The sequence below is a fragment of the Streptococcus parauberis NCFD 2020 genome (genome assembly GCF_000187935.1).
In the GTDB taxonomy this organism is placed as follows: Bacteria; Bacillota; Bacilli; order Lactobacillales; family Streptococcaceae; genus Streptococcus; species Streptococcus parauberis.
Genome location: NZ_AEUT02000001.1, coordinates 916,406 through 929,105, shown reverse-complemented (window position 1 = coordinate 929,105; position 12,700 = coordinate 916,406). Strand labels below are relative to the sequence as shown.

Below are 12,700 nucleotides of genomic sequence, written 5' to 3'. Positions count from 1 at the left end.
TTCTGATATAATTAGGAGAAATTAATCAGATTGGAAGTATAATAATGTCTAAGCAAACCCTTGTTTTACTCTATGGCGGTCGTTCTGCTGAACGCGAAGTTTCTGTGTTATCAGCAGAAAGCGTAATGAGAGCTATCAATTATGACAAATTCTTCGTAAAAACATATTTCATTTCACAAGTAGGTGATTTTTATAAAACGCAAGAATTAAGTCAAAAACCAGATGATAACGAAAAATTAATGACTAATCAAAGTATTGAGCAATCACAACTTATTAAAGCAAGTGATATTTATGAAGAAAATGCAGTTGTGTTCCCAGTACTCCATGGTCCAATGGGAGAAGATGGTTCAATTCAAGGATTTCTTGAAGTCTTAAAAATGCCATATGTTGGAACAAATATTTTATCTTCAAGTGTGGCAATGGATAAAATTACAACCAAACATGTTCTTGCATCAGCAGGTATTCCACAAGTAGCTTTTACAGTCTATATTGAAGGTAATGATTTAGATGCTTGTATGTCAGAAACAATGGAAAAATTACAATTCCCAATTTTTGTTAAACCGGCCAATATGGGTTCTTCAGTAGGAATCTCTAAAGCGGAAACTGAAATGGAATTAAAAGAAGCTATTGGCTTGGCACTGAAATATGACAGCCGTATTCTTATTGAGCAAGGTGTTGTTGCGCGTGAGATCGAGGTAGGTTTGCTTGGAAATAATTCGGTCAAGTCAACTTTCCCTGGTGAAGTTGTTAAAGATGTTGCTTTTTATGACTATCAAGCAAAATACATCGACAACAAAATTACAATGGCGATTCCCGCGGAGATTGATTCAGAAATCGTTAAAGAGATGAGAGCCTATGCAGAAGCTGCTTTTAAAGCACTAGGAGGTTGCGGACTATCTCGTTGTGATTTCTTTTTGACTGAAGATGGTCACATGTATCTCAACGAATTAAATACTATGCCAGGATTTACCCAATGGTCGATGTATCCATTACTTTGGGAAAATATGGGACTTGTATACTCAGATTTAATTGAAGAGTTAGTCAAACTAGCAATAGAAATGTTTGAAAAACGTGAAAGTCATTTAATATAAGCATAAAAAAGAAGAGAGTAGGGATGGAACTCTCTTCTTTTTATGTAGTTGATAATTTCTTTAATTCAGGAATCTTCTGAATTGCTGGTAAAACAGCCATAGTAATGACTACGCGAAGTGGAATTTCAAATATTTTGAGCCATCGACCAGCAATAAACTGTGCCCAAAATGGCACTCCATAGTAAATTTGGATTAGTAATGGCGTTAAAATAAAGGTTCCAATTAACATGATAACAATTGTTGCAATTGTTACATATAACCAGTCGAATTTTTTCTTAGTGTCTAGAGGTCTACGATAGAAAAATAGACCATAAAAGAATCCTTGAATAGCCTCCATCAATGTCCACCAGATAATAAAGTCACCACTACCACTGGACAAGTTATCGACAACATCGATTAAGCCAAGAGAAATAAATCCCCAAATCGGACCAGCTATCATCCCAATTACAGAATTGACAATAAATGTTAAACTAACTACCAATTGTTTTGGAATAATTGGCAAAGCAAACTTACTGACGATTACTGAAAGTGCAATTAACATAGCCAAGGAAACTAACCTTTGAGGTGTTAGTTTTGGATTATGAAAATAAGTATTCATTGTTGCTCCTTTGAATTTTTTGGAGCTGTTAATTTAATAACAGCGGATGCAATGATTTACCGCGCATTTGGCTTCCTTATGTGACGACATCCCATTCACATACACTTGACGCAAATCACCTACTCTGTAGTTTCTGTAATTAATTACAAGGAACTGAGAAAATTATATCATAAGTGACAGGAATTGAAAATGCTAATTTTTTAATAAAAAATATGGTATAATATTAGGAAAGTCTATTTGGACGATTCGATTAAGAAGGATATAAGATGAAACTATCATTACATGAAATTGCAAAAGTTGTGGAGGCTCAAAATTCACTTTCTGAATTTGACGACGTTCCTCTGAATCAAATTGAATTTGACAGCCGGAAAATTGTAAAAGGCGACCTTTTTTTACCTTTAAAAGGTGAAAGAGATGGTCATGACTTTATTGAACTGGCTTTTGAAAAAGGAGCAGCGGCCACTTTTTCTGAGCATCCTATTGAGGGGAAACCTTATTTATTGGTAAATGATTGTTTACATGCCTATCAAACATTAGCAAAATATTATATTGAAAAAATGCGTCTGGATGTCATTGCCGTAACTGGATCTAATGGAAAAACCAGTACAAAAGATATGATTGAAGCAGTACTTGCTACTACTTATAAAACTTATAAGACACAAGGTAACTATAACAATGAGATTGGTTTACCTTATACTGTTTTACATATGCCTGATGAAACTGAAAAAGTTGTGCTTGAAATGGGACAAGATCATATGGGTGATATCCATTTATTATCAGAGATTGCTCAACCTCGTATTGCTGTTTTAACAATCGTCGCAGAAGCACATCTAGAATTCTTTGGCTCACGCGAAAAGATTGCTCAAGGAAAAATGCAAATTGTTGATGGCATGGATTCTCATGGAATTCTACTTGCACCTGGAGATCCGATTATAGATCCTTACCTACCTGATAACCAAATGGTGATTCGATTTGGTGAAGGAGAAGAAATATTTGTTAAGGATATCAAAGAAGATAAAAATTCCTTAACATTTACAACCAATGTCCTTGATCAAGCAGTAACCCTACCATTATCAGGTAAATACAATGCAACCAATGCCATGATAGCGGCTTATGTCGGAAAATTATTAGCTGTCTCTGATGAAGATATTGTTGAGGCTTTGGAGTCAGTCCAATTAACAAAAAATCGGACAGAGTGGAAAAAGGCAGCAAATGGTGCGGATATTCTATCTGATGTTTATAATGCTAACCCGACAGCAATGCAACTCATTCTCGAAACTTTCTCTAACATCCCTAATAATCCGGATGGCAAGAAAATTGCTGTGCTTGCAGATATGAAAGAACTAGGACCTGACTCCGTTTCTTTGCATTCTAAACTGATAATGAGTCTGAGTCCAGAGAAAATCGATACATTAATTTTTTATGGACAAGACATTCAAGAACTGTCACAATTAGCTAGTCAGATGTTCCCAATTGGGCATGTTTATTTCTTCAAAAAAGATGAACAGCTGGATCAATTTGAAGAGCTCTGCCAATTAACAAAAGAAAAACTAGGACAAAATGACCAGATTCTTTTGAAAGGTAGCAATTCAATGCACCTCGATCGACTGGTAGAGTATTTAGAACTAAACAATTAATAATTATCTATAAACACTTTCTTACACTTTATTAAATTAATGAACTTGTTATGAAAATCACTATAAGGTATAATGATATGATAAAGAAAGGAATGTTTATGGATTTTTTTAGTTTAAAACCAATTGGAATACCACATATTACGTCTGTTTTTTATCTTGGAACAATTCTTATAGCTTGTATGCTAGTGATGATGACAAGTAGATTACAAGATTCAAAGTTTTATGGCAAGATGTTTATATGGCTTCAAATTACACAAATTTTTTCTCTATATATTTGGTATCTCTTTAAGGGCTTTCCGCTAAATGAAGCATTGCCTTTTTACCATTGTCGGATTGCCATGTTGGCCGTATTTTTATTACCAAATGGTAGTCGGTTTAAGCAATTGTTTATGAAACTAGGTATAGGTGGTACATTCCTAGCTTTGATTTCACCAGATTTTTATCCCTATTCCTTATTTCATGTGACCAATGTTGCATTCTATTTAGGTCATTATGCTCTATTGGTGAATGGTCTCCTATACTTATATCACTATCAAGAGCAACCTTTGGCTCCAACTGCTTTATTTAGAGATTTGGCCTATATTAATTTTTTCATCCTAATGGTAAATCTTATGACAAAAGGAAATTACGGTTTTTTAACCGATCTTCCAATTTTTCACTCCCATCATTTAGTATTCAATTATATAGTAGTGACCAGTGGACTAACAGTTATGATAAAAACAGTGGAATATCTCTTCGATAAGAGTCAAGAAAATAGTCAAACAATGATAAAGGTCGTTGCTCGAAAGTAAGAGATTGCGAAAGCTTCTAAAATCATATATAATGAAAGAGTTGTTTAAAACATGACTCTTTTTTGTTAATTAAATGGAGTAAAGCCAATGTAAAAAAAGTAATCTTAAAACAAAAAAACATAATATAACAAGATTAAATCAAGGAAAATAATATGTCATTAAATGAAGAAATAAAAAAACGTCGCACTTTTGCCATCATCAGTCACCCGGATGCTGGTAAAACGACAATTACTGAGCAATTACTTTACTTTGGAGGAGAAATTCGCGAAGCAGGTACAGTTAAAGGGAAAAAAACCGGAACCTTTGCTAAATCGGACTGGATGGATATTGAGAAACAACGTGGTATCTCTGTTACTTCATCAGTAATGCAATTTGATTATGCTGGAAAACGCGTTAATATCCTAGATACTCCAGGGCATGAGGATTTCTCTGAGGATACCTACCGGACTTTGATGGCGGTAGACGCAGCAGTTATGGTTATTGACTCTGCAAAAGGGATTGAAGCACAAACTAAAAAGTTATTTGAAGTTGTTAAACACCGTAATATTCCAGTGTTTACCTTTGTCAATAAGTTGGATAGAGATGGTCGTGAACCACTTGAATTACTAGAAGAACTTGAAGAAGTACTCGGTATTGCCTCTTATCCAATGAACTGGCCAATTGGTATGGGAAGAGCTTTTGAAGGTCTATATGATTTGCACAACCAACGCTTAGAGCTTTATAAAGGCGAGCAACGATTTGCTAATTTCGATGAAGGGAATTCACTTTTCTCAAACAATCCTTTCTATGAACAGGCTCGAGAGGACATTGAATTGTTAGAAGAAGCTGGAAATGAATTTTCAAAACAAGCTATTCTTGATGGTGAATTGACCCCTGTATTTTTCGGTTCAGCTTTAACAAACTTTGGTGTACAAACCTTCTTAGATACCTTTTTGCAATTTGCTCCAGAACCGCACGGCCATAAAACAACTGAAGATAAAATGATTGATCCATTAGACAAAGATTTTTCAGGATTTGTCTTCAAAATTCAAGCAAATATGGATCCTCGTCACAGAGACAGAATTGCCTTTGTAAGGATTGTCTCAGGGGAATTTGAAAAAGGGATGTCTGTCAATTTAACCCGGACAGGTAAAGGTGCCAAATTATCAAATGTCACACAGTTTATGGCAGAATCTCGTGAGAATGTTCAGAATGCAGTAGCTGGTGATATCATAGGTGTTTATGATACTGGGACTTACCAAGTTGGAGATACACTGACAGTTGGTAAAAATAAATTTGAGTTTGAACCATTACCAACCTTTACACCTGAATTATTTATGAAAGTCTCAGCAAAAAATGTCATGAAACAAAAATCATTCCATAAAGGAATGGAACAATTGGTTCAAGAAGGTGCAGTTCAACTCTATAAAAATTTCCAAACTGGCGAGTATATGTTAGGAGCAGTTGGTCAATTGCAGTTTGAAGTGTTCAAACATCGTATGGAAGGTGAATACAATGCCGAGGTTGTCATGACGCCAATGGGTAAAAAGACTGTTCGTTGGATTAGTGAGGATGACCTTGATCAACGTATGTCATCAAGCCGAAACATTTTAGCCAAAGACCGTTTCGATCAACCTGTCTTCTTATTTGAAAATGATTTTGCACTAAGATGGTTTGCGGATAAATATCCTGATGTTAAATTAGAAGAAAAAATGTAAAAATAAAAACAGTATGATAATTCATACTGTTTTTATTCATGTTGCACTAATGTTCTAACGTTTCATTTTCTGCTCAATCAGTAAATAGTCCAATTAGTGATATAGGAATTAATCCAATCTCAGCATACTAAAACGATAAGGTTGGAAACACTATTACCAAAGATTGAATTGCATTTGGACAATGTGATACTATGTTTGCAGAATCATATTGTAAAGCTCAATAAAAACCTAGTTTAGATAACTAGGTTTTTATTTTTTAAATCAATCCATAATGTCTAAGTCCAAAAGCTATTCCGTCTTCAGTATTTTTATGGGTAATAAATTCAGCTAATTCTTTCAGATCAGGAATGGCATTTTCCATAGCAACTGGATGGTCAACGGCAGCTAGTAAGTCTAAATCATTTCCTCCGTCACCAAAGCCATAGGTTGGTAGGTGCTCAGACTGCAGGGCTTTTTTAATCAAAGCAACACCAGTTCCCTTATTATAACCTTTTTTGACTACATCAATAGAGAAGGGGCTATTCCGTAAAAATTTTAGGTTAGGAACACCTTCCTGGTAGAAGTGGTCATTATTTTTAACTGCCCCACCTACCAGAAGCATATTAACATCTTCTTCTTTGAAATAATCTTTATCAATACGAGGGAGTGGTCCATGAAAATAAGCAAAGTGACCTCTCAAGCCTTCAGATAAACCAGCCAAGACTAATTCATCTGGAGTATAGTATGCAATACTTTCTCCAAGCTCATTTGCAATTTTGAGCGTTTCCTCAATATCTGCGTTATCAATTGTTTCTTTGAAGATAATTTGTCCTTCAACTTGAACTACCATTCCATTAAGCATGGCTACGGAAGAAATGCCTGATTCCTCTAATATATTTTCCAATTCAAGTACAGAACGACCAGTTGCAATAACAGGTAAATAGCCATTGGCTCTTAGCTGATTCAATGCTAGTCTATTATCCGCAGAAACATGTGAAGTGGCATCAAGTAAGGTGCCATCTAAGTCAAAAAATACAATTCCTTTATAGTTCATAAGTCAATAATATCATAAAAACACTTACATGACATATTTCCTATCTTTTTATTTTTAATTGTGTTACACTAGTCTAGTTGTTAATGGAACGACAGAACTATAAAGGCTTATAAGGCAGCTTCGCACTGCTTTTTAGAAAAGAGAAACATTTGAAATTTACAGAATTTAACTTATCAGAAGACATCCAATCAGCAGTAGTAACAGCTGGTTTTGAAAAAGCATCTCCAATCCAAGAGATGACTATTCCATTAGCCCTTGAGGGTAAAGATGTTATTGGACAGGCACAAACAGGTACTGGTAAAACAGCAGCATTTGGTTTGCCAACTTTAAACAAGGTCCGTACGGATGAAAATATCATTCAGGCTCTTGTAATTGCACCTACTCGTGAACTTGCTGTTCAGAGTCAGGAAGAATTGTTCCGTTTTGGTCGTGATAAGGGCGTTAAGGTTCGCTCAGTTTACGGTGGATCAAGTATCGACAAACAAATTAAAGCTTTGAAATCAGGAGCTCATATTGTAGTTGGTACCCCAGGACGTCTATTAGATTTAATTAAGCGTAAAGCCTTAAAATTAGATCATGTTGAAACATTAATCCTTGATGAAGCAGATGAAATGCTTAATATGGGATTCCTTGAAGATATCGAAGCAATCATCAGCCGAGTTCCTGCTAATCGTCAGACTTTGCTATTTTCTGCTACTATGCCAGCTCCGATTAAACAAATTGGTGTTAAGTTCATGAAAGAACCTGAGCATGTGCAAATTAAAAATAAAGAATTAACTAACGTTAATGTTGAACAATTTTACGTTCGTGTTAAGGAACAAGAAAAATTTGATACTATGACACGTTTGATGGACGTTGATCAACCAGAACTTTCAATTGTATTTGGTCGGACAAAACGTCGTGTAGACGAGATTACTCGTGGTTTAAAATTACGTGGTTTCCGTGCTGAAGGTATTCATGGTGACCTTGATCAGAATAAACGTTTACGTGTTATTCGTGATTTTAAAGGTGACCAAGTTGATATTCTAGTAGCAACAGACGTGGCTGCGCGTGGATTAGATATTTCTGACGTTACTCACGTTTATAACTACGATATTACTCAAGATCCAGAAAGCTATGTTCACCGTATTGGACGTACTGGCCGTGCTGGTAAATCAGGTGAATCAATCACTTTCGTTTCCCCAAATGAAATGGGTTACTTAAGCATGATTGAGAACCTCACTAAGAAACAAATGACACCACTTAAACCAGCGACAGCTGAAGAAGCTTTTCAAGCTAAGAAGAAAGTGGCTCTTAAAAAGATTGAACGTGATTTTGCAGATGAAACGATTCGTTCTAACTTTGATAAATTCAAAGATGATGCCATCCAGCTTGCTTCTGAATTTACACCTGAAGAATTGGCTTTATACATCTTAAGCTTAACTGTTCAAGATCCAGCTGATCAACCAGAAGTTGAAATCGCTCGTGAAAAACCATTACCATTTAAATATGTTGGTGGTGGCCATGGTGGTGGCAAGAGTGGTAAAGGCGGACGTGGTCGTAATGATCGTGGCCGTGGTGGAAATCGTGGTAGACGTGATGACCGTCGTGGTGGATCTCGTGATGATCGTGAAGGCGACCGTCGTAAAAATAAACGTGATAGCCATGACGCAAGTTCAACTGGCTCACGTAAACCTAAACGCAATGCAAAAGATTTTTACAATAAAGATACAAAATCTTCAAGTAAAGATAAGGGATTTGTTATCCGTAACAAGTCAAACTAATAAAATGAAAGTGTTGAGTGATCTCGGCACTTTTCTTTTTAGTTTAATTCCTTTTTTATTGATAATCTGTTATAATGGTTTCAACCATTTTTTGGTATTTTATGAAATTTAGGAGGACGATTGGGATGTCTAATGCCAATCACGCTGCTTTTGATAAAGCATCGAAGGCCGGTTTTATCATTGCACTTGGAATTGTTTATGGAGATATTGGAACGAGTCCTCTTTATACAATGCAATCCTTGGTTGAAAACCAAGGTGGTTTATCTAGTGTTTCTGAAATCTTTATTCTTGGTTCTATATCTTTGATATTTTGGACCCTCACTTTAATTACAACAATTAAATATGTTTGGATTGCTTTAAAAGCTGATAACCATCATGAAGGTGGCATCTTCTCACTTTATACATTAGTAAGAAAAATGTCTCCATGGTTGATTGTACCTGCAATGATTGGTGGAGCAACACTTTTATCAGATGGTGCCCTAACACCTGCAGTCACAGTTACTTCAGCAATTGAGGGACTAAAAGCTGTACCAGGAATCAGTAGTATTTATCAAAATCAGACCAATGTTATTATTACAACTTTACTAATAATATTAAGTTTGTTTAGTATCCAACGTTTTGGTACGAGTTTGATTGGTAAGCTATTTGGACCAGTCATGTTGGTCTGGTTCAGTTTCTTAGGATTAACAGGACTATATAATGCCTTAGGAAATTTAGAAGTTTTTAAAGCTATTAATCCCTATTACGCGATACATCTTTTATTAAGTCCAGAAAATCATCGTGGGATATTTATTCTAGGCTCAATTTTTCTTGCGACAACTGGTGCAGAAGCTCTTTATTCTGACTTAGGGCATGTTGGTCGGGGTAACGTTTATTTCTCTTGGCCTTTTGTTAAAATATGTATCGTTTTATCATATTGTGGTCAAGGTGCTTGGATTTTGGCAAACCGTAATAGTGGAATTGAATTAAATCCTTTCTTTGCTGCTGTTCCAGAAAGTTTCCGAGTATTTGCGGTGCTAATTGCTACGGCTGCTGCAATCATTGCCTCACAAGCTTTAATCACTGGTTCATTTACATTGGTTGCGGAAGCAATGCGTCTTAAAATTTTTCCATTGTTTAGAGTTACTTATCCAGGTCAAAACTTGGGACAACTTTATATTCCAGTTATTAACTGGCTCTTATGTTTTATCACCTCATGTGTGGTGCTTTACTTTAAAAATTCAGCTAATATGGAAGCAGCTTATGGCTTAGCTATCACTATAACTATGTTGATGACAACCGTACTCTTAAATTATTACTTAATTAAAGAGGGGATGAACTCGGTAATAGCTCATGTTATTATGTCATTCTTTGCACTGATAGAATTCATTTTCTTTGCAGCTTCAGCTGTTAAATTTATGCACGGTGGTTACGTAGTTGTTATCCTTGCCTTAGGAATTGTGTCAGTTATGTTTATTTGGCATAAAGGGACAAAAATTGTCTTTAAATATGTTAAATCACTCAATCTATTGGATTACAGAGATCAAATCAAAGCCTTACGTGATGATAAAGCAATTGATCTTTATCAAACAAACGTTGTTTATTTGACAAATAGATTACAAGACAATATGATTGATAAATCCATTCTTTACTCAATTTTGGATAAAAGACCAAAACGTGCTAAGGTGTATTGGTTTGTTAATGTTAAGGTAACCGATGAACCATATACTGCTAAGTATAAAGTTGATATGATGGGAACAGACTACATGGTGAAGGTTGAACTTTTCCTAGGATTTAGAATGCCTCAGTCTGTACCACGTTATCTTAGAACAATTGTTCAAGACTTGATGGAAAGTGGTCGCTTGCCTCAACAAGTTCAAGAATACTCTATTACACCAGGTCGTAAAGTTGGTGACTTTAGATTTGTTATTATTGAAGAACGTGTATCTAATGCGCGTCAATTAAATGGCTTTGAACGCTTTATCATGCAAACTAAAGCAAGTATTAAACATTTCACTGCTACGCCAGCTCGCTGGTTTGGTCTTCAATACTCTGAAGTTAAAGTCGAAGTGGTTCCATTGATTCTTTCAGATATTTTGAAATTACCAATTAAAGAATTTCAAACACCAAAAGAAATTAAATAAAAAAATTGAGAGTTTAGCTCTCAATTTTTTTATGTTCATTAATATAGTTTAATTTTTGTCGTCTTGACTTTCGTTTTTTGAATAATGCTTCAGCAGACATTGCTTCTTGTTTACTGGCAAATTCTTCCACATAAAGTAGCGTTACTGGTAAACGGGCACGCGTGTATTTTGCCCCTTTACCAGCATTATGTGTTATTAATCTTTTTTCAACATCAGTCGTATAACCAGTGTACAAGGTATGGTCTGCACATTCTAAAACATACATGTAAGCTTTGGGGATTTCCTCGTTAGAGATCATTTTTCTCCTTATTTGGTTTTCCAAAATATATCTTATGGATGTGATCAGTGTAGTCGCCATTGTCCTCATGGACAATAAGGGGAGGAAGAACCTTCATCCCTTCGATAGAACCATCTTTAATTGCCTCAATTAACAATATATTTGCTTCTTTGCCCACTTTAGGGTAAACAAATTGAATGCGTTTAGGAGCTAAACCATTGCTTCTCAAGGCATCAATAATTTCAATGAAACGGTCAGGTCGATGAACCATTGCTAATCGACCATTTGACTTTAATGCATGTCGACTGATCTGGCAAATTTCTTCTAAATTAGTAGTAATTTCATGTCTTGCTAGCAAATAATGCTCAGAAAGATTCTTTTTAGATGATTCTTTAGCTTTGAAATAGGGTGGATTGCAGAGAATTAAATCGACACCTGAACGAGGAACATAATTCAATAGATTTTTTAAATCATCATTGACCATTTTCACCTGGCTTTCCAAGTTATTTAGAATTATCGACCGTTGAGCCATTTCAGCTAACCGATCCTGCAGTTCAACCTCAATAATTGGTGCATTCGTTCTTGTACTAGCAAAAAGGCCAACTGCTCCATTTCCAGAACATAAATCAACAATTAATCCTCTTGTTGGAATTATAGGAAATCTGGATAGGAGTACACTATCAATTGAGTAACTGAAAACATCTTTATTTTGTATGATTTTTACGTCTGTGGAGAAGAGTTGATCGATGCGCTCTCCATCCTTTAGTTCTATTTTATCCATTCATTTATTATATCAAAAAAGAATCTAGTCTGATAGCCACTAATGGTATCTAAAGAAAAATTAGGAAGAGAGATCAGACTTTCCGAAAGTTAGTATTCATGATACAATATACAAGATAGAAATTATAAAGGAGAATCACGTGTTCTATTCATACTTACGTGGCTTAGTAGTCTTTTTATTGTGGGTTGTTAATGGCAATACTCACTACCATAATCAAGAAAAAATCTTACCAGCTGATGAAAATTATATTTTGGTAGCACCACACCGTACTTTTTGGGATCCAGTCTATATGGCTTTTGCTGCTCGACCAAAACAATTCATTTTTATGGCTAAGAAAGAATTATTTACCAATCGTTTATTTGCTTGGTGGATAAAAATGTGCGGTGCTTTCCCAATTGATAGGGAACACCCAGGTCATGATGCCATTCGATACCCAGTTAATGTTTTAAAAAAGAAAGACAAATCATTGGTCATGTTTCCAAGTGGTAGCCGTCATTCTAAAGATGTTAAAGGTGGTGTAGCTGTAATTGCCAAGATGGCCAAGGTTCGAATTATGCCAGCCGCCTATGCTGGTCCGCTAACAGTTAAAGGGTTACTTAATAGTGAGCGTGTTGATATGAATTTCGGAAATCCAATAGACATTTCAGATATCAAGCGGATGAACGATGAGGGCATTGCAGAAGTTGCTCAAAGGATTCAAGCAGAATTTGACCGCATGGATGTTGAGATGGTTCCTTATCAGCCTGGAAAATCGCTTAATCCACTAACATATCTCTATCGTATTCCATTAGCACTTGTTTTAATTATTGTTTTACTATTGACGATGATTTTCTCATATATAGCAAGCTTCGTTTGGGATCCTGATAAACATAGAAAATAAAAATCATTCATTTGAATGATTTTTTTATT

11 protein-coding genes and 1 riboswitch are annotated in these 12,700 nt (G+C 35.4%); of the genes, 7 read left to right on the top strand and 4 right to left on the bottom strand.

Translation table 11 applies throughout. From position 1 onward, the window contains the following. The first annotated feature begins 44 nt into the window (after positions 1 to 44). The gene (locus SPB_RS04650) at positions 45 to 1,091 is read left to right on the top strand and encodes a D-alanine--D-alanine ligase (protein WP_003105598.1); all 1,047 of its coding nucleotides are present in this window, start codon (positions 45 to 47) and stop codon (positions 1,089 to 1,091) included. Positions 1,092 to 1,131: 40 nt separating this feature from the next. Here SPB_RS04650 and SPB_RS04645 read toward each other — a convergent pair whose 3' ends face one another. Next, on the bottom strand, positions 1,132 to 1,689 hold the full coding sequence (locus SPB_RS04645; protein ID WP_003105280.1) for a folate family ECF transporter S component: 558 nt from the start codon (positions 1,687 to 1,689) through the stop codon (positions 1,132 to 1,134). Between the two features lie 38 nt (positions 1,690 to 1,727). Further along, a riboswitch (THF riboswitch) is annotated at positions 1,728 to 1,818 on the bottom strand. A 137-nt stretch (positions 1,819 to 1,955) separates the two neighbouring features. On the opposite strand from SPB_RS04645, the gene SPB_RS04640 reads away from it, so the two are divergent. From SPB_RS04640 to SPB_RS04630, 3 genes are all read left to right on the top strand, one after another. Beyond that, positions 1,956 to 3,326 carry a UDP-N-acetylmuramoyl-tripeptide--D-alanyl-D-alanine ligase gene (locus SPB_RS04640; protein WP_003105979.1) on the top strand — a complete coding sequence of 457 codons (1,371 nt, stop codon included), beginning with the start codon at positions 1,956 to 1,958 and terminating at the stop codon, positions 3,324 to 3,326. 98 nt (positions 3,327 to 3,424) lie between these two features. Next, entirely contained in the window at positions 3,425 to 4,117 is a 693-nt protein-coding gene (locus SPB_RS04635; RefSeq protein ID WP_003102527.1) for a TMEM164-related integral membrane acyltransferase, read from the top strand. Positions 4,118 to 4,269: 152 nt separating this feature from the next. Beyond that, positions 4,270 to 5,814: a peptide chain release factor 3 gene (locus SPB_RS04630; RefSeq protein ID WP_003103506.1), complete on the top strand. Its 1,545-nt coding sequence runs from the start codon at positions 4,270 to 4,272 to the stop codon at positions 5,812 to 5,814. Between the two features lie 256 nt (positions 5,815 to 6,070). Here SPB_RS04630 and SPB_RS04625 read toward each other — a convergent pair whose 3' ends face one another. Continuing rightward, positions 6,071 to 6,847 carry a Cof-type HAD-IIB family hydrolase gene (locus SPB_RS04625; protein ID WP_003103753.1) on the bottom strand — a complete coding sequence of 259 codons (777 nt, stop codon included), beginning with the start codon at positions 6,845 to 6,847 and terminating at the stop codon, positions 6,071 to 6,073. 149 nt (positions 6,848 to 6,996) lie between these two features. Between SPB_RS04625 and cshA the strand changes: the two genes are divergently transcribed. Both cshA and SPB_RS04615 read left to right on the top strand, forming a co-directional pair. Continuing rightward, on the top strand, positions 6,997 to 8,610 hold the full coding sequence (gene cshA, locus SPB_RS04620) for a degradosome RNA helicase CshA (RefSeq protein WP_003104600.1): 1,614 nt from the start codon (positions 6,997 to 6,999) through the stop codon (positions 8,608 to 8,610). 125 nt (positions 8,611 to 8,735) lie between these two features. Then, complete coding sequence (locus SPB_RS04615) at positions 8,736 to 10,733, top strand: KUP/HAK/KT family potassium transporter (protein ID WP_003103019.1); 1,998 nt, start codon at positions 8,736 to 8,738, stop codon at positions 10,731 to 10,733. 13 nt (positions 10,734 to 10,746) lie between these two features. On the opposite strand, the gene SPB_RS04610 is transcribed toward SPB_RS04615, so the two are convergent. Next, positions 10,747 to 11,031, bottom strand: coding sequence for a GIY-YIG nuclease family protein (locus SPB_RS04610; protein ID WP_003102955.1), 285 nt, complete (start codon positions 11,029 to 11,031; stop codon positions 10,747 to 10,749). After that, positions 11,021 to 11,791, bottom strand: coding sequence for a tRNA1(Val) (adenine(37)-N6)-methyltransferase (locus SPB_RS04605; RefSeq protein WP_003104782.1), 771 nt, complete (start codon positions 11,789 to 11,791; stop codon positions 11,021 to 11,023). Before SPB_RS04605 ends, SPB_RS04610 begins: the two co-directional genes overlap by 11 nt. A 139-nt stretch (positions 11,792 to 11,930) precedes the next feature. Between SPB_RS04605 and SPB_RS04600 the strand changes: the two genes are divergently transcribed. Then, positions 11,931 to 12,671 (top strand): lysophospholipid acyltransferase family protein, encoded by a 741-nt coding sequence (locus tag SPB_RS04600; protein WP_003103832.1) that lies wholly within the window; start codon positions 11,931 to 11,933, stop codon positions 12,669 to 12,671. Positions 12,672 to 12,700: the final 29 nt, after the last annotated feature.